Consider the following 22,321-nt stretch of genomic DNA (forward strand, 5'->3'; position numbering starts at 1 on the left):
TTCATCATGAAATCTTAAAATGACAACTACTCAAGTCGCTCTTATTTCAAAATTAATCCCTATTTTTGCTGGAAAAGCTGATGTGCGTGCCGCTTGGGGAGGACGTGGATCTGGAAAAACACGGTCCTTTGCTTTGATGACTGCTGTGGTCGGATATCGGCATGGAAAGGTAGGAGAACGGGGAATTATTCTTTGTGCAAGACAATTTCAAAATTCGCTCAATGAAAGTTCATTGGAAGAAATTAAACGTGCTATTGAATCTTATTCTTTCCTACAAGATTACTATGAAATTGGCGATAAATATATCAAGTCAAAAGATGGACGGATTGTTTACGTTTTTGCTGGTCTGGATCGCAATATCGCAAGTATTAAGTCAATGGGACGCATCTTTCTTTGTTGGGTTGATGAGGCTGAACCTGTGACCGAAGCTGCTTGGCAGACCCTTATTCCAACATTGCGCGAAGAAGGAAAAGATTGGAACGCAGAGTTATGGGTGACATGGAATCCTTGCCGAGAAAATGCTCCCGTTGAAAAACGTTTTCGAAATATTTTGGATCCCAATATCAAAGGAGTTGAAATCAATTGGCGCGATAATCCGCAATTTCCAAAAAAGCTCAATCGAGATCGAAAAGCAGATTTGGAACAAAGACCAGAACAGTATAACCATATTTGGGAAGGCGGATATCTTCAATCTGTTCAAGGAGCTTATTATCAAAAAGCACTCCTTGAAGCAGAACAGGAAGGGCGCATTACCACTGTTCCACGTGATCCCTTGATGCAGATTAAGGTTTTTTGGGATATTGGTGGAACAGGCGCAAAAGCTGATGCTACCGCTTTGTGGGTAGCACAATTCGTCGGGAGAGAAATTCGTGTCCTTGATTATTATGAAGCACAGGGACAGCCTTTATCAGAGCATATAGGGTGGATAATTCAAAAAGGATATGACAAGGGACTTATGGTCTTGCCACATGATGGTGCGACAAAAGATCGCGTTTATAATGTCAGTTTTGAAAGTGCTCTTCAACAAGCCGGATTTCAAACAAAAGTTATTCCTAATCAAGGAATAGGTGCTGTTAAAATGCGCATCGAAGCCGTAAGGCGATTGTTTCCTGCAATATGGTTTAACCGTGAAACAACAAAAGCAGGGCGAAAAGCTCTCGCATGGTATCACGAAAAACGCGATGAACAGCGAAATATTGGGTTAGGCGCTGAACATGATTGGGCAAGCCATGGAGCAGATAGTTTTGGACTTCTTTGCATCGCCTATGAACAACCAACTCTTCAACCCAAAAAAAATCCTTATCGGACTCTTCACCATTCTCAAACTTCATGGATGGCTTTTTAATGAATAATTTTACAGATTCTCTTAATCAGCTTGAAACAATCGAACATCAAGCTCTCTTTAAAAAACTCGTCAGCTGGTATCAAAACGACATCGACCATGTTGAACAATGGAGAAAAAATGCTCAAGAAGACTACGACTTTTATAATGGACGACAATGGAATGAGCAAGATATCGCTGTGCTTAGAGAACAAAACAGACCAGTGATGACTTTTAACCGTATTGCGCCTTTGGTCAATGCTGTGATTGGTACAGAACGCAATAATAAACGACAAGTGCAATTTATTCCACGACAAGAAGGCGCAGCCTTTGCAAATCAGATCCTAACGGGGGCTGCTGAATGGTTTCGTGATGAAGCCGATGGGGAATACGAAGATTCTGATGCTTTCCAAGATACTATTATTTGTGGAATGGGGTGGACAGATACTAGATTGGATTTTGAAGAAGATCCACAGGGAAAACCCGTCATTGCACGATTGGATCCAATGAAAATGGTTTGGGATACAAGTGCTGTCAAACCTAATCTCATCGATGCTCAGCGCGTATGGTATATTGATGAAAAACCTCTCGAAGTTGCTCAAGAAATGTTTCCAAATGTTCATTGGAGTGATCTTAATGCTGATTGGGTGAAACATAATATCTTTTTGCACGAAATAAGCAATGGTGATGCGAAAAGCTATGATCAAGATTTTTATGAAACAGATAGCGCTCAAAAGCCAAAAATGGTTACATTGGCTGAGTGTCGATGGTTTGAGCGCGAGGTTCTTTATAAAGTTCTCGATCCGCAAACTGGAAAATTTATCAATTATTCTGAAAAAGAATTCCAAAAAATTAGCAAAGATTTTCCCTATATCCAAGCAACAAGATTAACTAAAAAAGTTGTCAAACGAGCCTTTTTGGGAAGAAAATTACTCGATGCACCAGATAAGCCATTAGTGCCACCAAATCAATTAGGTTGGGAATGTATTACTGGATATTTTGATAAACTAAGTCGCCAGTTTTACGGAATTGTTAAACCAACAAAAGATCCACAACGCTGGGCTAATAAATATTTTAGTCAGGTTATGCATTTGCTCAATAGCCAATCAAAAGGCGGAATTATGGCAGAGCGTGATGCTTTTGATGATGATCGTCAAGCCGTGGAAAGTTGGGCAAGAGCAGATAGTATTACTTGGCTTAAAAATGGCGCTGTTGCGAGTGGGAGAATTCAGCCAAAACCCATGGCACAATTCCCGCAAGGATTTTTCCAACTTTTTAACGAAGCAAAAGGCGCTATTTCGCAAGTCACAGGCTTATCATCTGAATTTGTTGGGACACGTGCAGTTAACCAACCAGGAATTCTTGAAGAACAGCGACGCCAATCTTCACTCAATCTATTAGCTTCATTCTTTGATGGTTTACGAAGATATCGACAACGACAGGGAAAAATTATTCTCTATCTCATTCAAAACTATCTCTCCGATGGGAGGCTGGTACGTATCGCAGGGGATGAAAATGCACAATATATCCCACTTACGCGCGAAATGATTACAAGTTTGGAATATGATATCGTCGTTGATGATGCTCCAACAAGCCTCAATGAAAAAGAACGCACTTTTGCTATTATTATGCAATTATTGCCTTTGATGCAAAGTTTCATAACATCAGACATTATGCTCGATCTGTTGCGTTATTCACCTTTGCCAGCATCGCTCATTCACAAAATTTCCATAAAAGCATTAAAGCAGGAGCAACTTCAACAAGAGCACTCTGCAACCTCTTCCACACAAAGCGGAGACGCTCGAGCAGAACAAAGCGCTGGAGAAGAGCAAATAATGCAAACCATTTTGCAAATGGCAAACGCTAAACTGTAAGCTACTTCACATAAAAATATATCCTATTGTCTGAGAAAAGAAAAGGTCAACTGAATGGATCAAGAATATTTAACGCCGGAAGAACAAAATCAATTGGAACAGGATTTTCTTCCCCAAATACAAGGGGAAAAAGATGATCAAATGGGAGAACAAGTAGAGGGGAAAACAATTGATGCAAATTTGTTAAAAGTTGGCACGATAGAGCAACAACAAAATGCATACCAAGAAGGTATGTTGCAACAAGATGCAAAAGTGGCACAAGAGGAAGAAACTCCACCAGATCCAAAAAAAGATTTCATGGGATATATGCAGTGGTTGGGAAAAACTCTCCACAAACAAGGATTGCTGCATACAAAACAACCACCTAATGCTTCTTCACAAGCTGAGCAGCTGCACTCTTTTTACCAAAAATCTGTTGTCGATGTTAAACAAAAATATCATGACTTTGATAAAGCAGCAGATTTCATTTATGATATGCGTGCTAAGCAATTGGCTGCTTTTTCTTCACTTTATCCAGAAATGGCTGATCAACAAGTCATTGATACTGTCATTGGCAATGAATTAAAGCAGATCTTGCAGGAATGTGTACGAAAAAATCAAAATCCTGCAGAAGTGATCTACTCTATTGCACAAAGTATTGGATACAAAAATCATCAGAGCAATGTGGTTGAAAATTTGCAGGATACGCATCAGTCTGCACGCACACTTGCTGCCTATAATGGGTTGACACCAAACGGTCCCATTTCTTTGGATATGCTCGACAAAATGTCAGAGACAGAATTTAGTACTTGGATCAGTGACCCAAAAAATAAAGCTGCTTTTAACAGTTTAATGCGAGGAGAACACCTATAAAACAATGCGTGAGAAAAAACCTCTCAAAAAAGAAATAGGTAAATGAGGTCTCTTTCAAAGAAATATTGAAGGTGTATCTGTAAAGCTGAAAAATGTTCAAAGAGGAAATTTCTCAAAAAGGAAGGCATGAGAGCAAAACCTCTGAAAAGAGGGAAATGCTATCAATGAAAATCCATACAAATACGCAAAAAATAATCCACCATCTGGAAAATAAGAAATGTGGATAGTTAGAAATCGGTAATTTTCCGATTTTCTTCACGCTAATAATCTTAAGGGGGAAAAATGACAACAAATTATATCGGACTAAATGACCAAAAAGCTGTGTGCGTGTGGTCTAAATTCTTGAATCAAGAAGTTTCGAAAGCAATTCCAATTGCTTCTTTGATTGGAAGAGATTCAAACAGTATCATACAGTTAAAAGATGAAACCAATAAAGCAAGTGGTGATTCAGTAAGCTTTAATTTGCGTACGCAGCTGTTCGGATATGGAGTAAGCGAAGGAGAACGGCTTGAAAACAATGAAGAAAATCTAAACTTTTTAAGTGATCGCTTGGTTCTTAATGAACTTTCTCATGCAGTGCGTGTCAAAAATACAGGGACAATCAATCAGCAACGTATCATACATGATTTACGCACAGAAGCTAAAAATGCTTTGGTTGATTGGTATATAGATCGTTTGAGCATGATGTTCTTTATCCAAGTTTGCGGATATACAGCAGATACTATTCAATATGAAGGAAGAGATATTCCTATTTTGCCAGTCAGTTACGGATTTAATCAACCAATCGCACCAAGTAGTAAACGCGTGGTACGACCCAATGGCAAAACAGCAGACGAAGATTTAGATGAAAATGATGTCTTTAGCCTCAGACTTATCGATATAGCAGTTGAACGCGCTAAGCTTGCAAATCCAAAAATTAGACCAGTGCGTGTTGATGGCAAAAATGTTTATGTCCTTTATCTTCACCCAACACAGGTCACCCAATTGCGCTCGAATACAGAAACAGGACAATGGCTTGACATTACGAAGTCTGTCTATAATGGAAACAGCGCAAAAAATCCACTCCTTGATGGGTCGCTTGGCATGTATAATGGAGTCATCTTACGTGAAGCTGAGCATATCACCCATGGCGTTGCTACGTTAAACGAGGGAGACGAACAGAGTTACGATGAGCCTGTGAAAAATGTGCGTCGTGCTGTTCTGCTTGGAGCGCAAAGTGCTGTTATCGCTTTTGGTAAAGATAGAGGAGCTACACGCTATAAATTGGTGGAAGAGCTCTTTGATTATGAACGCGAATTCGGTGTGGCTGCAAAAACAATTATCGGCATGAAGAAAACACGTTTTACTATTCCAGATAAGTCATACAATCCAAATACAGATGAAGATGCGCAAGATTTCGGGACAATCGTGATCTCAACTTATGCAGAGCCTGCTTAAAAATTGTTCGAAAAATTTTAAATTCATCCCCCAACAAATAATTCTGTTGGGGGAAGAAAAAAGCACAATACCCAAAATATCTCATACTTAAATCAAGGATTATGGTGCTTCATGACCGTTTCATCCGTCGATCTTACACAACAAGATCAGTCTAAAATTTTTGCCCATATGGTTGCGCTTATTCAAGACGAAATTGACGATACAACAGCTGAATATTCCATTCAAATTCAAGATTCAATCTTTACCGCTTTACGCTTGTGTAAACGGGAAAACTTTTTCTTCAATGATAAGATTAAACCAACATTTAACACACAAAGTGGAAAAATATGGTATGGACAACAAGAAGGACTCTTTATTAGGACAGAAAAAGATATTGAGGCTATGTTTTTAGGAAAAAATCCTACAACACAAACACAATTAATTTATGAAACTCCAAAGGTCTTGAAAAAAAAATATGGTACAAATCCACCGCAAGGAACACCTTTCTTTTATACCTGCGTGGATCAAAAAATAGGTCTCTTCCCAACGCCAAAAATGAGTGATACTGTACGATTTTCTTATGCATCTGCACGTTTTGGCGAAGAAAATATTATGCTTGAAGATGATCCTTGGATGCTTTATGCATTTGATCTCATTAAAGCACGCGCAAAGTACGAGCTTTATAAAAATATCCTCAAAGATCCTGAATATGCTGCTGTTTCTTTCAATGATTTTCAAGAGCAGCTTAAAGCTTTGCATATCGAAACATCACGCAAAAAAGGCTCTTCAAAAATTATTCCAATGGGGTTTTAAATGGCTTTTTTCCCAATCGCGGATTATCGACCAGATGTTGCTGACATCAGTGGTATCTTCACGGATGAGCTTATCAACGTGTTGCCAGCTGATGGGTCTTATATTCCTATGCCAAGCTTTATGCCTTTAGCAACACCTTGTCCTGATCTCATTTTAAGCGCTATTGCTGTCAAAACGAAGTCTGGTGTGTCCATTATTGCTGGAACAGAAAAAAAAATCTACCTACTCAACAATACAACAATGCAATGGCAGGATATTAGTCGAGAAAAAAAACAATATCTTGCCAATGTCGATGCACCTTGGTCTTTCGCTTTGTTTGGCGATTATGTTATTGCTGTTAACGCTAATGATAAGCCACAAGTCATCAATCTTGCTAATCGTGATAGAAGATTTAGAGATTTAGGCGGAAATCCTCCACGAGCTGGAATCGTTCGCGTGTGGGGTGATTTTGTCTGTTTGATGAAATTAACAAAGTATCCAAGGCGTGTGCATTGGTCAGGGCTAAATGATATCGAATGCTGGACGGTCGGAAAAAAAAGCTGCGATTATCAAGATTTCCCTGATGGTGGATATGTCCAAGGATCAACCGAAACAACAAACCCAATCATCTTTATGCGATCAGCAATCTATGCTGGATCTTTTATTCCTGGATCCAAGATGATTTTCAGTTTTCAAAAAATACACGATAAACGTGGCGTAAAAAACGCTGAATCTATAGTTTGTCGAGGAAATTTTTCTTTCTTTGCCGATGATGGAGGATTTTATCAGATAACCAATGATGGACAAATTTTGCCTATTGGTTTTGAAAAAGTGGATCGAACTGTTATTACAAAAATTAATCATAATAATATCTCCACTTTGTCTGCTGCTATAGATGGGGTTTATAATCGCGTTTATTGGATGGTGGAGGGAGATGATACAGAACAAGAACGCATCTTACTCATTTATGATTGGAGTCTGCAAAAATGGACAAAGGCTATTTTGGACATCAAAATGATTTTGCCTATTTTCCTATCAGGCATCACGCTAGAAGGGCTTGATCAGATTTCAAAAAGCATTGATGATTTATCTTTTTCACTCGACAGTAAAGTTTGGAACAATGAATCTCCTGTTCTTGGTGCTTTTGATAATCAGGGAAGACTTGGTTCATTTTCTGGTAAACCTATGGCTTGTGTTGTGACATCGCAGGAGATGGGGCAGACAAATGGCATGATAACGCGGGTAAAAAATATTATGCCTCAAGTTGATAGCAAAAAGTTTTATTTGTCGGTTGGAATACGTTTGCGTCAATCTCTCGAAGAGGAAATTTTTTGGCTTCCTGAAAAACAACCCTCTCATAACACCGGCCAAATTCATTATCGCGTGAGAGCGCGGTTTTATCGCTTTAAATTGCGAATTCCTGAGGGGGTTAATTGGTCTCATGTTACGGGATTTGATGTGGAGTTAAAGCCCGCTGGCATGCGTTAAGCATGCCTCTAAATAAAAAAGAGTTATGCGTTGTGTATGATCTTAAACGAAAAAGAATTATGCGCTCTCAGCCACGTCCATAAATGAAAAAAATATGCGTTGGTCATGCTCCTAAGTGAAAAAGAGTTAGCGTGTTTAGTCATGCCCACAAACCAAAAATAGCTACGTTTTTAGCTATGCCGCATATCGAAGAATGAAGCAGTTAAATTATGTTTTGCTATTGATCATGAAGTTAACTGCAAAAAGGCTAAAAAATAAAATTATGACACAGCAACAAGATAATAAAAACTCTTATTCTGTTCACCTCACTAATCAGTGGCCATGGGAAAAAATAGCATGCTATCAAAGTGATATTAATGTCGCTATGAGAAAATATGCAAAACGATTTCCAGATGATGTGTGCTTGGCTACAATGGCTCAAGAAATCGCTACAGGCCAAACACAATTATGGATCATCTTAAAAAACAACTCCAAATTTAGCGCTTTCGTGATCACAAAAATTGAAATGACTCACACAGGAAAAAAACGTGTTGTTATTCTGGATCTTGCCGGAGAGGGAGGCGTAAAATTGGTCAAATTGATTGAGAAAATTGAAGAATGGGCACGTGCAATTAACGCTGATGAAATGTTGACACTTGGAAGGTCTGGATGGGCTAAAATGCTCGCTCATCATGGATATTCTCGTAATCTTATTCATTATAGAAAGGTTCTAGTCCCATGAGGAAAAAAGTAACACCACAAATTCAAACAACAACACAGACAAATGCTCCACCTATATGGGCAGAAGATATCTTTAAAACCGTCAGTTCTCAAGCGCTCGATCTTTTTAATAAAGGCGTTGGGGGTAACGTTTATCAAGGTGAACGCACCGCTGGTTTAAGCAATATAACACAAAATGCGATTACAGGATTACAAAATGCTGCTGATCAATATAATAATCCAGCTCTGATGGGATTGCTGAATACTCCAACACAAAGTGCAACAAACCTCTCTAATATGGCAAAGGGAGATTTGATTGGGGGAAATAGCAAATTTGATATGGCACTGCAAAATGCCCTCAATAAAACCTCTGACGCCATTAATCAATCTGTAGCAGGAGCTGGGCGATACGGGTCTGGCGCACATACTAAGGTTCTTGCCGATGAACTTGGTACATTGGCAACAAATGCTACTGCACAGCAGTATAATCAAGATATAAAAAATATGATGAACGCAAATCAGATGATTGATAATTCTTTGCGAGATCAGGTTAACGCTGCAAATGCTTTTTTTCAAGGACAAAGTGCTGCTCAAAGTAATGCTTTAAAGGGTGGAATGGCTCAAGATAGTGCAAACCAAAATGCCTTGGATGCTCAGCGCCAAAAGTGGGCAGAAGAAGATAATAAGGAATGGAACCAACTGGAACGGTTATTGCAAACGGGAAAGCAAGCTGCAGGAAACTATGGAACAACATCAGGACAAACGATAACAAAGCCATCAGTTGTAAATGATCCGTTAAACGATATACAGCGATTGCTTGGGTTGGTAGGGGGAATTTTCGGACTTTCTGATGTTCGAGTCAAAGAAAATATTGTGCCAGTAGGAAAAAAAAATGGTTATCCGCTTTATACATTTAATTATAAAGGAGATCCACAGCGCTATCAAGGCGTTCTTGCTCAAGAGGTACTGCTTTTAAATCCAGATGCTGTTTATATGGATCCAAAAACAAAATTACTGCATGTCGATTATGGTAAAATTGGTTTTAAAATAAAAAAAATTAAAGCGCCAAAAAATAAAATTTTTTCCTTCCTTTATAATCTCTTTACTTGTGTTTATTTTTTAAAAAAAAGACATATTCTATGAGAAATATTTGTAATTAGTCGTAACAGAGGCATTCAAAAATACTCGTTGTCAATAAGTTCATAAATTGGGGAGAAAAATAGCTCCCCTATACAGGTTAACAAGTGAGAATATTTGTGCGATGAGAAAATCTGTTTTTATCAGATAAGGACACGGTGATTGATATACGAGTTCTGAGATGGGTGAGGAAAAATGTTCATTCGTTTAATCAACACAGTCTCTTTTGCCTCTTTTTTGATCTATTAGCACTATGATTTTGAGCTCCAAAACCAAGGGATGAATATGTGGGGGAAAACAACAGCTGTGGCTTTCAATAACGTTTATAAGGTCATCAAAGGGGGGGAGGGCTTTTTGCATGCAAGGAAATTTTGCTGGGAAACCTTTATGTGCTGACTAATTATTAAGGAGATGATTGGCAAAAATAAAGAAAGTTGCTCTTTGTTTCTTTTCTTAAATTGGGGTCGTGAGATTATTGCGCTTTTTGTTGTTATAAAAAAATGTCTGAAGAGTAGTTTTGAGCAATGGCATACAGCCTATTAGTGCCTATTTTAGAGAAAATGGAAAAATCTCTTTGCCATTATTGGTCAAACATGGATACGGAAAAATGTGTGCACAATGTTCGCTCTTATTGTACAAATACGCACAATGATAAAGTGAGAGTTCTGAAAACACACAAAGAGCTCCGATCCTATAGAGATCTACGCAATGCGGATAAACTCACTCCTCTTGAAATATAGCTAAAAAATGCTCGGAAGTTATTCAATTTAAAGCCTTGTTCGCGCCGATTGTCATCTTTTTGCAGCTCAATAATTTAAGACTTTGGGATGCACATACAAAAAGCGCGCAAAGTCGCCAGTCCTAAAAATTTGCCCCTTATCTATGAAACAAATAGGAGGTTATGAAATGGCACTCTTTTCATTTTCTATCGCTGACATTGATAATCATGAACACATTCGTGTAGCTCTTTATGTCAATGACAAATTGGGACATGTTCCCTTGAATGCATTATTAAAGAAAATACATAAAGATATCAGCAGTCTTGATAAAAAACAGACAAAAAATATCACACAGATTTCACAACGCCTAGAGACTTTAGAACAACAATTGAAAACGTTCTTCTAAGATCTTGAGAATGTTGAGTATGAACAAGATTCCCAAAAAAGCACGAAAAAGATTGAAAACGAAATAGAAAATAAAAATGGCAACGCAGAAAGTGAAAGTGCTTTAAAGGTGCAGCAGTCTCGATCCTTTCCATTCTCCAATCCTATTTTTTTTTACACCATAAGTTGCATGAGGAGTTTAAAAAAATGCGAAAAATCTCAAAAGAGGGGCTTGCTCTTATTAAACAATGGGAAGGTCTTCGCTTACATGCTTATAAAGATGCTGTTGGTGTGTGGACAATCGGCTATGGACATACCGCGCAAACGGGAAAACCTTCCGTGCAAGAAGGAATGCAAATTACTGAAAAACAAGCAGAAATCTTATTACAAGAAGATTTGAAACAATTTGAAAAAGCTGTTGAATGTGCAGTTAATCAATTTTTAACTGATGAGCAGTTTGCCGCTCTTGTCTCCTTTTGCTATAATGTAGGGATAAAGGCTTTTCACAATTCTACGCTTTTAAAAAAGCTTAATGAAGGTGATTATGAAGCTGTGCCAGCTGAATTGCAAAAATGGACAAAAGCAGGAGGAAAACGTTTACAAGGTCTCGTATACAGGCGGGCTGCTGAAGCGGGGTTGTGGACAAAAGGCGCTTATGTTTCTCCTAATTATCAAGAAGTCGAATCGCCACAAAAATCCTTTTGGGAAGTGGAAGTTTTAGCACCAATTATTGGTTCATTTTCTGGATTAACAGGAATTTTAACGGGACATGGACCTATACAATGGGCTTTAGCCTTTATTATGATTTTGGCAACTGTTGCTGGTATTGGGATGTCTATTTATCGGATGAGAGAATAAGAAAGGTGACTTTTTTCTCGTTGGAGTTTTATTTTAGTCCTGTGTATTGCCGCTATCTTGAGTGGCTTTTTTTGTGGACGTTTCTTTAAAAAAATAGAACTTTTATTCTAGCTATTTCTACTTTTCAAAATCGTAAAAAAATTAATGATACAATTTTCTCTCTTTCAGCTTTGTTTTGTTCTTGATAGAGTGACAGATGAGTATGCTCCTTTATTGTGCGGGATGGATATTCCCCACAACCATTAATAAACCAGCCTCTTTTGTGAAAACAGGGCTGTTATTATTTGCTGGATTTTGGCGATAGACTAATTTGCTCAAAAGCAAAATTTAAATCTTCGATAGGGTCTATGATAGAAAATATTTTAACAATTTTTTACTCGTTTCTTCAGCAAAAACGTAAAAGCGCAAAAGAGGAAAAAAGGAAAGGTTGGGGCATTGAAATTAATTACATTATCTTCAGGCAATTTTACATCAACAAAATCTTATGGTAAATCCTCTGTATTTTTTTATAAAAGGAACGAAAAATTTTCCAATAAATAATTAAGTGAACACAAAAAAGGGGATAAAAACATTAATGGCCTGAGAGAGCTTGAAGAAAAAAATACTCTATTTGCAGCCTACGGGGTGCTTTTTGATGCAAAAACTTGGCTATTGTTTCTAATGCATCTTTATGGTGCGGGGTTTATGTTTACATCATTGTCCGTTATGAAAGAATTCACCCCCTTAGTACATTAGAGGATATGATATTCATGGAAAGAAGAGTCCATGCGATGAGGAAGCTATATCGCAGAAAATTTTATCGTATAGCCTTTCGTGTTTATATTGTTATTCTTTTTATTGTTATATGTGGTTTTGCCGTTAAAAAAGCTGTTAATTATTTTTTTCTCACAACAGATTATTCTGCACAACAAGAGCTGGTTGCTCTGGCTATTCCAACATTTGATTTGCGCATTTATTGCAAAGAAATTTCTGCTTCAGTTCTGCCCGATGTGAAAAAAGAAGTTTATTATCGTTGCGTTAATTTAGAAAGTGAAGCCTATTTTGCAATCCGTGATATGTGGGATGATCTTTCTTACCACACAAAGGAAAGATGTATTAAAATGGTGCGACCAGGAGATGGAAGCTATTTTCTCTTACGAGACTGCTTTATTAATGAAAAAAATCATGAAGAGCGAAAAGTACGTAATTACTTTTAAGTTTTTGCTCACATCGAATGATATATGAAGTCTTGTTCCAAAATTCTTAAAGTTGAGCCTAAAAACATCGAGGAGTTTCGTATTTTTTGGAAAGTATAACTGTCGCTTAACGAACAGTTCTTCCTACCTATTTCATTTTTTAACAGTGTCGCAGAGCCATTGCAAAAGATTAAGGCAAAAGCGTTCAATGTTATCTTTGTGAAGATAATTGGGAGAAAGGTAAAAAATGTACGTAAAAATTTATGCCTTTGATTCTTTGTTTTAAGCACAAAAATTTTCAAATTTTCTGTTGGCATTAAAGCTTTAAAAAATTATCTCGTATATAAAATTTTTGTATTGTTTTTGATAAAAAACTACAAGCGCAATAATTTAATTTGGTCATTTTTTGCAGGATGCTAAAAAGAGGGATTAAGCGCCTTGGGTATTTAAAAAGAAGAGGTTCAGAAAAAAGAACCGTTGGCGTACTTATATCTCGGTAAAAACATATAAAGGTTTTTATTGATTGTGTTGTTTGCAATAATTTCACATTCTACACAAATTTTAAGTAAAATATTTATCATAAATGTTTTTGTGTTAAAAAATACCTTGTGTTTCTTTGCTCAAAAGCACATTGAATATACCGATAATGTTCTAGAACGCTATAACAAAAGCAAGAACAAGATGCCTTTTTATATGATACGCGTTGAGGATGAGTTTGGCGAAATGTAGGTTGCTAAAGTTTGAATAAAATCTACTTTTGCGAGATTGAGCTTTGAGAATCAATTATAAAACTGGTAGAAAATAAATAATTTGCAGTGTTAAAATATGTCTATATCCATTGTGGCTAAACAAGCCTATGGTAAAAAAACATGAACCTTACAGCGCCGTCATTGACCTTTCGCCCTCATTTAATCAAGAAGTTCTATGCCTTGTTATAGAAAGCGTTTCAAGGATACATATTTTTACAAAAATCTTCAACAACGTGTGCAGCGAATTTTTATTTCGATTGAGAAAAAAAGGAAAATTTTCTCCCTCAACAATAAAGAGATATAACAAATCCTTTAAATTTTTCGGTTGATTATTGTAAAATAAGCCAAGAAAAGAAGATTTTTTTTGTTTTAAGATTATGTGATGATTCAATGTGAAAATGCTGTGCGCGTTTTTACAGGGTTTTCCTCATCGGGAAAATATGACAAAAAGAGCTAAAAAACGCTCTGTTTTTTTTGATATAAAGCGTTTTTGAGGAAGCTGATAAAATTTAACGTGCAGCAGCGCTTACTGATTCTAACGAAAATGATGGATTTTTAATAGTAAAAGCACTTGAACAATGTAATCTGTTAACTTACCTGTAAAATAGGTAATCTTATTACGTAGTAGCTTAAGTGTCTGCTCAAAGTGGGGTTGCTTTAGCACAGAAAAGAGGTTATGTTTACATAATAAGCATATGTATATGTGTCAGCATAATGAGTATATATTCGTTTAATAGGTAATTTGTGGGGAAAAAGGCGTTCATGAGCTGGATATGCGAATGAACGGAGAGTGTTGGTGTTTTTTAGGAGTTGTGGTTTTAATGAGAGAATCACTTAAGTTTTTCTAAAAGAATCATTTAAGTTTTGATGACGCGGTTGGTTTTGCCGAGGCGGTTGTTCGTTTGTTGAAGTATTGTGTGCGTGTTTTCGTTTCTTGCTGTTTTCCACAAAATGGTGGTTTTTTTAGTAAAATTTAGTCTATTTTAAAAAAAACACTTGGCATTTTATGTGAACATCACTACGTTTCTGCTGATTAAAAGAGAAATAGGGAAGTTTGGGCTTGGGTTTTCCCTACTGTTTTTGTGATTCTCAAAAAATATGTGCTTTTATCAAATATCAGTAGGTATCATTTTAGTATAATAAAGCGCGGATAGCCTGATGACCGTATTTTAAACATGATCGGCGTTATTGAAAAATAATGCAATGCAAAAGAATCAATTAAAACACAGACTCCAAAAGGGATGAAGATGAGGCCACAACAAAATAGACGGGCGCGCGGTCGTAATAATAACAATAATGGGAATAACAATAGCCGTCGCGGTCCTAACCCGTTATCTCGCAATTATGAAAGTAGCGGTCCAGATGTTAAGATTCGTGGAAATGCACAGCAAATTGCTGATAAATATTTAAGTCTTGCACGAGATGCACAAGGAAGTGGTGATCGCGTGATGTCTGAAAATTATTTGCAACACGCTGAACATTATTTGCGTATCATTCTGGCAGCGACTGCGCAAATGCCTCAACTTGCGCGTCGTGAGGATAGCAGTGAGCAAGAGTTTGACGAAATAAATAGTGAAGGCGCAAAAAAAGACGGTATCAGCTGTGATAGTTCTGAGCAGCAGAAAAAAAGTAGCAATGGCTTACAAGGTAAGGAAAAAAATGGCTATGAGGGCGATGAAGTCTTGGACAACAATGCTCTATACGATGGGCAAGAGCCACCTGTTGCACAAGAGAGTACCGAATCTGTTAAAAAACTACGCCGTGCTTCACGTCGACGCGTTGCAAAAAATCAGGAAGAGCCATTCCTTGAGCTTGCGCAAGGAACACCAGAGAATGCTGAAAATGAAGATGAGGTAGCAGAGAAAATCTCCTCCATTCCTTTGTTAAGCGCAGAGGTTCCAAGAAAACCACGTCGTCGGCGCGTGGCTGCATCTCGAGTAGAAACATCTTCAGCAGAAGGAAATGTTTAAACGTAAGAACAGTGTTTAAGTGAGCTTAAGGGTGCTTCTTTAATCAATAGAACTTGTTTTAAATGGAAGAATTAGCTGTTTCAATTGAAAGAATCGCAATAAGTGCACCAGTGTAATAATTATAAATCATAAATTGTGTTTGCCCTTCTGGTGTTAAGATTTTCAGCGCGATATTGTGTTCTGAAAGACTTTGCGACAGGATGTGTGCTCCTTTTGGTAAAGAGAGAGTGTGGTGGGTAGTTTTGAGGGTTTTGCTCTGAGAAAAGAAAGAGTCTTCTTGCTTTGGAGCCGATGCGGGTGTCATGATCTTGTAGATAACGCCAAACAGTACGGCGAGAATAAGAATGAGCGTTATTGAAATAGAAATAATCATTAAGCGCATGAGCTTTTTTCTGATACATTCTACTGCAGGATCTAAAGGTTGATCTTGAGGTAGAGCACATTGCTCTGCATAGTCATTGCTTGAAATATAAATTTGTTTATTGTCTGTCATGTTGCACTCTTCCATTAATTTTTTAGAGTGTAACTGATTTATGCTTTTAATAATTTTTGTGCAAGTCGTCTATGCATATCTTATACTATTCTATGCGCACCTTATGCAAAAGAGGGTATGCGGAAGGAAGATCCTCTGCTGTGTGATCTGTGCTTAAACTATTATCTATGTTGTGATTTTTAATTAGGAAATTGCCTCTATTGGTTACAGTCCAAGTGAGATTAGCTTCTTCTTGAGGTAAGTTGGCATTCATGCTGGTGCATTGGGCAAAAACTTGTTCTCCATACGACGCAAATCTTTGAACAGATGGCTCCAAGGCTTGATCACATGCTTGGGCGGTCGGATAGGTTTTGACCATTGTCTCATTAGAATAACAGCTTGTAAAATCATCTGTACAAGAAACCAGTAATAGGACAAAAATGAGGGAACTCATAAAATATTTCTCAAGTTAAAGGCTGAGTGCGGTAACGCAATTTATCAGCGCAAGGATTAGCTTTCTTAACTTTTAAATGTTTTCAAAGATCTTTTGTTCCCAAATGGATGGATTCTCGTTTTGTTGGTTTTAGTGAAGTTGGTTACACTAGGAATAAAAGCATCTGCTAAAGATATGCTGTGGAAATTCAAGCGTTTTGCTTTTTTATTTTGCAAGATTTGAACGGCTTTTTAGGATAAAGTATCAAAGTAAGTATCAGGAACATAAAGATAATAAACGATACCTTCCTCTGTTAATTTTAAAGAAGCTGAACCATCAACAGCAGCAGGAACGATCTTTTCTAACACAGCACTGCCGAAACAAGCTTTTTTATCAGCAGAAACAAGGCTTCCAGATTCAAAAATTTCATTCCAAGTAATGAGGAGTTGTGTTTTTTCATCCATTTTTTTATTGATTTCGCAGTGCACATATACGCGCCCCCTCTCTTGAGATAAAGCGCCAAAAGAGAGAGAGTTAACAATCAATTCATGAAAGGCTAGACCAATATGCAAAGCTGCATTTGGAAAAAGATAAGGATCTACGCCTTCAATAGAAAAGCGTTCTGTTTCTTTGATCAAATAATCTAAGGTCTGTGAACGAATCAATTCACGAAATTGAGCGCCACGCCAATCGGAATCGGTGATTAGATCTTGAGAATGAGAGAGAGAATGGATACGTCCTTGAAATTTGCGCAAAAAAACCTGAAGCGATTCAGTGTAGCGTGCGGTTTGGCTAGCAATACTTTGGATGATGGCTAAAAGATTTTTAGAGCGATGACTGACTTCTCGGAGTAATATTTTCAGAACCTGTTCACGTCGGCGTAATCCTGAAATATCAACACCGGTGGTGATAATGCCGATAATTTCTCCCTGATCGTTGCGGTGACAATCGATAGAAAATTTATACCAAATAGCTTGTTTTGCCATATCTTCAAATCGTGCTTCAATGGTTTGCATTTTACCAGTGGCTAAAACTTGCAATTTGATTGTTTCCATATTGTCAGCAAGATCGAGTGAAAAAAAATCAATGTCACGGCATCCAACGCGCCATTTGTTATATAAATGTTTCGGCAAGTTTTCAGCCCATGCGTAGACCAGATTTGTTGTCTGATACAAAACACAAATATCCGCACCACGAATGGCTTGCATTAAAGCGCTAAGGTGTGATTTTTCTATTGGAGGCTTGGGAACAGAGGTAACAAGCATAATGAAAATGTTACCTTGTATTAAGCGGCTTTGGAAGTGTTTTTTTGAAAAAACAAAGCCTGTGAAATGAGCGCTTTGACCATATCAGGATTGAAAGGCTTGGTTACTAAAAAAGTTGGTTCTGGACGCTCTCCAGTCAATAATCTTTCAGGAAAAGCAGTGATAAAGATAACGGGGATATTATCTCCTTCTAAAATGTCATTGACTGCGTCAATACCGGAACTGTTATCAGCCAATTGAATATCAGCTAAAATCATGCGTGGTTTTTTTTGATGATGTATCATTACGGCTTCGTCGCGGGTACGTGCAATCCCAACAACTTGATGGCCAAGGCTTTCTACCATTTGCTCAATATCCATAGCAATGAGAGGCTCGTCTTCAATAATCATAATCTGTGTGGCAATTTGTTGAGAAATGTCCGTTGATGCTTGGTTGAGGAGTTTGCGAAACTCTTTCACATCAAGATCCATGATTTCGCTCGCTTCTTGTTCGTTAAATCCTTCAACTGCAATCAAAAGAAATGCCTGACGTGCTCGTGGTGTGAGATATGATAATTTTGCACTGGCTTTTTGCTCAAAACCAAATTGTGGTAGTGGGTCGGGAATATTGGGCGTGGTCTGATCAAAAAGATGGCAAAAAAGCCAATAGGTACCGATGCGATTGCTGGAAGCCTTTGGAAAAATGGAAATATCAGCAATAAGTGCTTCTAACATCGCAGATACATAGGCATCACCAGACGTTTGGCTTCCTGTGACAGATCGAGCAAAACGCCGAAGATAGGGAAGATGTGGTGCGATACGCGTTGATAATGACATGATTTTTAACTCCTTTGACCTTTGAAGCACTTTGCTTAAGTGGAAATCTTCAGCAGGTAAAAAAGTTCCCCCTCTCGTATGGAACTTTTTACATAAGATTATATTTACAACTATGAGGTGCAAAAACCTCTTTTCATTGTTACTATTATTATATGGATTAGGGGGATGAAAAATGAACGACCGTGATGAAAAAAATCTCGCCAATTGCTTTGCTTTTGGAGAGGACATTCTCGGGGTCAATAGTGAAATAGCTCGAAAGTTACGTCAATTTTACATAGAAATTCAGGAAGAAGCACTCCCTGTGCGTCTATTAGAGCTTTTGGACAGGCTTGATCAGGTAGAAAAATTAAGCTTAAACACTGCAGAAAAGGTTTGATCTTTCATGGGAACGGGCGTGCAAGATTTTAAACGGGAGCTCCTCTTGATTTTACCTACACTGCGAGCTTTTGCTGTTTCTTTGAGCGGTAAACATGATAAAGCCGAAGACTTAGTTCAAGATACTATTATGAAAGCATGGGCTAAACAAGATAGCTTTGAAATGGGAACTAATCTTAAAGCTTGGCTTTTTACCATTTTGAGAAATGAATTTTACAGTCAATTGCGCAAAAAAGGAAGAGAAGTTCAAGATAGTGATGGTGTATTTACCAAAAATGTGGCGATTCATCCTGCTCAATATGGGTCGCTCGATTTGCAAGATTTTAAAAAAGCCTTAAATACGTTGTCCGATGATCAAAGAGAAGCCATTATTCTCATTGGCGCATCTGGTTTTTCTTATGAAGATGCTGCAGCTATTTGTGGTTGTGCTGTTGGAACAATCAAAAGCCGTGTGAGCAGAGCGCGTAATCGTTTGCAAGATCTTCTCAAGGTGGATGGTGAATCTGATTATGGTCCCGATGTTTACTCAGCTGGAAGTACATTATGTTCATTTAATGGCTAAAAAAGCATAATAATTATGGTTTATAGGCTTGTTTTTTTGATTCCCTTTATAGCTATATAAAAGTAAGGAAAAGTTGATATTTTGAGGGAATTTAAAGTGTTTGGCGTGCATCCTTGGGAAAATAAGGGCAGCTTATATAAAGTGATTAATCGGGCTTTTGGTGCTGTGCGATCTCCACAAGGCAATCCTCCTTTATGCTAAAAAATGACGATTTTTAGGTTCGCTGATGGAAATTATATGACAACAGAGACGAATTTGCTGCCTAAAATATCTACTTCTGCTTCAACGATTTCACGCTGGCGTTGGGCGGCAATTATTGTATCTCTTGTTATGGCTTTTTTGGCATCAGCTTTTATTATGCTGCTTTCAAATGCTGTTAATAGAGAAGTTGCACGGTTGAATACAAGTTCAGAATTGCGAGAGCAGGCTGATTTGGTGCTCATTGGTTTAATTGATATGGCTGTCGCTGATCGTAACTATGCAAGAACAAGAAATCCAGAAGATAAAGCACACTTTGAAAATGCAGCACGCAATCTTGATGATATTCTCGAATATGCTGCGCTCATTGTTTATGCGCATCCGCAATGGTATGAATGGTTTACTGCTTTTAAAAAAGAGGTTGAAGCGCGAAAGGATTTTATGAATGCCCATATGCTTGCTCTTGATGGAGGCTCTGATCAATCTTTAAAATTCGCTCTTCCTGAAATCCATAAAATTCAAGTTGCACGCTTAGCACAATTGATGACAAGTTTTATTCATGGGGATGATATTGTACGGCAAAAACAGCGTGAAGACATAACAATGATGCGCGCTGCTTTAACAGTAGCAGCGATTATTTCTGTGGTGAGTACTTTTATTTCAGCTTATTTTGTCATTAATCGCTTTCATCGTGATGTGCGTTCCTTGAAAATGTATCAACTGCTGTTACATAGTGAAAATGCTGCTCTTGAAGCGCGCGTGAAGGAGCGTACACAAGAATTGGAAAAAGCACGCAATCATGCCGAAAAAGAACGTCAACGTGTTGAAATGCTGTTGCAGGATGCAAGTCATCGCATCGGTAATTCTCTTGGTACGGTGTCTTCTCTGCTTGGTTTGCAATTAAATCGTAGCACAAATGAAGAAGTTCGCTCCGTTCTTGGTGCTGCACGTGATCGTATCCAGACGATATCTGCGGCGCATCGTCGTTTACGTTTAAGTGATGATATGGAAACAACTTCATTGGCAGAGTTTCTAAGTTCAGTGGTACATGATGTCGAATTGGCCGTGCCTTTTGAATTGCGCGAAAACATAACCATTCATACTTCCTTTAAAGATTATCGATTGTCTTCAAGAGATGCGACAACGCTTGGAATTATTCTTGGTGAATTGCTCACAAATTCTTTAAAGCATGCCTTTCCTGATCAGCGTTCTGGGAATATTCATATTTCATTTGGTCCCCAAGAAGATGGTCAAATGATGTTGATCGTGGAAGATGATGGTGTTGGTATGGGCACGCAGAGTGCAAAGAAAAAAACAGGTCTTGGTCGTTTGGTTATCGAACAGCTTTGTATGCAGTTTGGTAAAAAACCACTTTTTGAAATTTCTACTTTGGGGGGGACAAAAGTTATGATTCCTTTGCCAAAGCTGAGCGTGGACGGTTAAAATCACGTATTATTTGTTTTATCAAAGAAACCTTGCGTAGAGGGTGAGATTTCTGCTTCCAATGAAATGCAAATTTTATTCTATTAAAATGGCTGCTTTGATTAAAATAAGAGGATCATGGGATTTGTTTTTTAGCTCTTTGCTCTTTCAGATTTTATCATGCCAAAATTGAAAGGGGATTCTGTTGTCATACATTTTGAGAAGCTGCTTAAGAAGCATCTTCTGAGAGTGATTGGCTGTTTATCAAAGAATCGATATTGTTTTTTTCTTTTAAAAATGCTTGCAAATCTTGATTTGTTAAAGATTTTCTATCGGGGAGGCGGATACGCATTGGATCAACTTTTGTGCCATTGACAATAATTTCAAAATGAAGATGAGGACCTGTTGCCATTCCTGTTGATCCAACATATCCAATAATTTGCCCTTGTCGCACCTTGACGCCTAATTTGATGCCTTCAGCATAACGGCTTTGGTGTGAGTAAGTGCTAATATATCCATTGGCATGTCGAATTTCTGTATGGTTTCCATAGCCACCTATTACGCCTATTCTTGTTACAACTCCATCTCCAATAGCAACGATGGGGGAACCTTTCGGAGCAACCCAATCAACGCCCGTATGCATTCGAACATATCCTAAAATGGGGTGTTTACGCGGTCCAAAGGGGGAGCCAAAAATGCCATTTGGAAGAGGTTTTCGGGTTAAAAAGGGTCTTGAATTTTTGCCTTCTGAGTTATAGTAATCCACACTTCCGTCTTTTGATTGATAACGGTAATATTTATAAGTTGCATTGCCGAATGTTGCGCTAATGTAGCGAATTTCAGGATCTACATCTGCTGTCAATTTTTTTGCTTTTAGATTCTTTTTTCCATTTTTTGCTTCTTTGTTGTTTTTGTTTATCTCATTTTCCTGTGGTACGGCATAAAATATTTCAAGTTGATCTGTTGGTGATATCCGGCTTTTCATATCAATATTGGTTGCAAGCAGACGAATGATATGTTGAGAGAGGGATTTTGACATGTTATGACTGAGTATTGCGCTGTAGATGGCATCATAAGCTGTTGGTAATTGTTCTGTATTGATCTGAGGGATACCACTTTGAAAAGCGGTTTTAAGTGCGTGTGATATTTCTGGTTCTGCACTTTCAACGAATTGGTTATCATCATTGAGGGCAATTGTAAGAACGTGATGTTTACCTTTATAGATACTTGCGCGCACAATATGATCTTCTTCTCCAGGTTGTGTGACGATTCCAATGCGTAAAAGACTTCTCTCTTTGAGCGTATCGGAATGATTTAACATGGCTAAGGCGTTTGCAATTTGTTC

General features: G+C 37.9%; 20 protein-coding genes (1 of these 20 only partly in view). 15 read left to right on the forward strand and 5 right to left on the reverse strand.

Going from position 1 to position 22,321, the window contains the following annotated elements:
• Positions 1-19: 19 nt before the first annotated feature.
• The 12 genes from V4B18_RS02790 (at position 20) to V4B18_RS02845 (ending at position 15,434) form a co-directional block, all read left to right on the forward strand.
• Positions 20-1,345: a PBSX family phage terminase large subunit gene (locus tag V4B18_RS02790; protein ID WP_455476317.1), complete on the forward strand. Its 1,326-nt coding sequence runs from the start codon at positions 20-22 to the stop codon at positions 1,343-1,345.
• Positions 1,330-3,195 (forward strand): portal protein, encoded by a 1,866-nt coding sequence (locus V4B18_RS02795; protein WP_455476318.1) that lies wholly within the window; start codon positions 1,330-1,332, stop codon positions 3,193-3,195. Before V4B18_RS02790 ends, V4B18_RS02795 begins: the two co-directional genes overlap by 16 nt.
• A 54-nt stretch (positions 3,196-3,249) precedes the next feature.
• Entirely contained in the window at positions 3,250-4,047 is a 798-nt protein-coding gene (locus V4B18_RS02800) for a hypothetical protein (RefSeq protein WP_455476319.1), read from the forward strand.
• A gap of 282 nt (positions 4,048-4,329) precedes the next feature.
• Positions 4,330-5,484 carry a N4-gp56 family major capsid protein gene (locus tag V4B18_RS02805; RefSeq protein ID WP_455476320.1) on the forward strand — a complete coding sequence of 385 codons (1,155 nt, stop codon included), beginning with the start codon at positions 4,330-4,332 and terminating at the stop codon, positions 5,482-5,484.
• A gap of 111 nt (positions 5,485-5,595) precedes the next feature.
• On the forward strand, positions 5,596-6,276 hold the full coding sequence (locus V4B18_RS02810) for a hypothetical protein (RefSeq protein WP_455476321.1): 681 nt from the start codon (positions 5,596-5,598) through the stop codon (positions 6,274-6,276).
• A complete protein-coding gene (locus tag V4B18_RS02815; protein ID WP_455476322.1) occupies positions 6,277-7,743 on the forward strand; it encodes a hypothetical protein in 1,467 nt (488 codons plus the stop codon). It abuts the gene before it with no gap.
• A 262-nt stretch (positions 7,744-8,005) separates the two neighbouring features.
• Positions 8,006-8,464: a hypothetical protein gene (locus tag V4B18_RS02820; protein ID WP_455476323.1), complete on the forward strand. Its 459-nt coding sequence runs from the start codon at positions 8,006-8,008 to the stop codon at positions 8,462-8,464.
• Entirely contained in the window at positions 8,461-9,585 is a 1,125-nt protein-coding gene (locus V4B18_RS02825) for a tail fiber domain-containing protein (RefSeq protein WP_455476324.1), read from the forward strand. The genes V4B18_RS02820 and V4B18_RS02825 overlap by 4 nt, the downstream gene beginning before the upstream one ends.
• Before the next feature lie 900 nt (positions 9,586-10,485).
• Positions 10,486-10,704: a hypothetical protein gene (locus tag V4B18_RS02830; protein ID WP_455476325.1), complete on the forward strand. Its 219-nt coding sequence runs from the start codon at positions 10,486-10,488 to the stop codon at positions 10,702-10,704.
• A 185-nt stretch (positions 10,705-10,889) separates the two neighbouring features.
• On the forward strand, positions 10,890-11,540 hold the full coding sequence (locus V4B18_RS02835; RefSeq protein WP_455476326.1) for a lysozyme: 651 nt from the start codon (positions 10,890-10,892) through the stop codon (positions 11,538-11,540).
• A gap of 749 nt (positions 11,541-12,289) precedes the next feature.
• Complete coding sequence (locus tag V4B18_RS02840) at positions 12,290-12,736, forward strand: hypothetical protein (RefSeq protein WP_455476327.1); 447 nt, start codon at positions 12,290-12,292, stop codon at positions 12,734-12,736.
• A 1,975-nt stretch (positions 12,737-14,711) separates the two neighbouring features.
• Positions 14,712-15,434 (forward strand): DUF4167 domain-containing protein, encoded by a 723-nt coding sequence (locus tag V4B18_RS02845; RefSeq protein WP_455476328.1) that lies wholly within the window; start codon positions 14,712-14,714, stop codon positions 15,432-15,434.
• Between the two features lie 58 nt (positions 15,435-15,492).
• On the opposite strand, the gene V4B18_RS02850 is transcribed toward V4B18_RS02845, so the two are convergent.
• From V4B18_RS02850 to V4B18_RS02865, 4 genes are all read right to left on the reverse strand, one after another.
• Complete coding sequence (locus V4B18_RS02850) at positions 15,493-15,927, reverse strand: hypothetical protein (protein ID WP_455476329.1); 435 nt, start codon at positions 15,925-15,927, stop codon at positions 15,493-15,495.
• Positions 15,928-16,012: 85 nt separating this feature from the next.
• Complete coding sequence (locus V4B18_RS02855) at positions 16,013-16,360, reverse strand: hypothetical protein (protein ID WP_455476330.1); 348 nt, start codon at positions 16,358-16,360, stop codon at positions 16,013-16,015.
• A gap of 230 nt (positions 16,361-16,590) precedes the next feature.
• A complete protein-coding gene (locus V4B18_RS02860) occupies positions 16,591-17,604 on the reverse strand; it encodes a sensor histidine kinase (RefSeq protein ID WP_455476331.1) in 1,014 nt (337 codons plus the stop codon).
• 20 nt (positions 17,605-17,624) lie between these two features.
• Positions 17,625-18,419, reverse strand: a complete 795-nt coding sequence (locus tag V4B18_RS02865; RefSeq protein WP_455476332.1) for a response regulator — start codon at positions 18,417-18,419, stop codon at positions 17,625-17,627.
• 172 nt (positions 18,420-18,591) lie between these two features.
• Here V4B18_RS02865 and V4B18_RS02870 point away from each other — a divergent pair, with 172 nt between their 5' ends.
• The 3 genes from V4B18_RS02870 (at position 18,592) to V4B18_RS02880 (ending at position 20,997) form a co-directional block, all read left to right on the forward strand.
• Positions 18,592-18,795: a NepR family anti-sigma factor gene (locus V4B18_RS02870; protein WP_455476333.1), complete on the forward strand. Its 204-nt coding sequence runs from the start codon at positions 18,592-18,594 to the stop codon at positions 18,793-18,795.
• A gap of 6 nt (positions 18,796-18,801) precedes the next feature.
• A complete protein-coding gene (locus V4B18_RS02875) occupies positions 18,802-19,356 on the forward strand; it encodes an RNA polymerase sigma factor (protein WP_455476334.1) in 555 nt (184 codons plus the stop codon).
• A 237-nt stretch (positions 19,357-19,593) separates the two neighbouring features.
• Positions 19,594-20,997, forward strand: a complete 1,404-nt coding sequence (locus tag V4B18_RS02880) for a sensor histidine kinase (protein ID WP_455476335.1) — start codon at positions 19,594-19,596, stop codon at positions 20,995-20,997.
• A gap of 208 nt (positions 20,998-21,205) precedes the next feature.
• On the opposite strand, the gene V4B18_RS02885 is transcribed toward V4B18_RS02880, so the two are convergent.
• On the reverse strand, positions 21,206-22,321 hold the 3' portion of the coding sequence (locus V4B18_RS02885) for a M23 family metallopeptidase (protein WP_455476336.1). The gene runs 882 nt beyond the window's last position; 1,116 of the gene's 1,998 nt are visible here — the last part of the coding sequence; its start codon lies off the right edge, out of view; it ends in the stop codon at positions 21,206-21,208.

The organism is Bartonella sp. B17 (assembly GCF_053795755.1).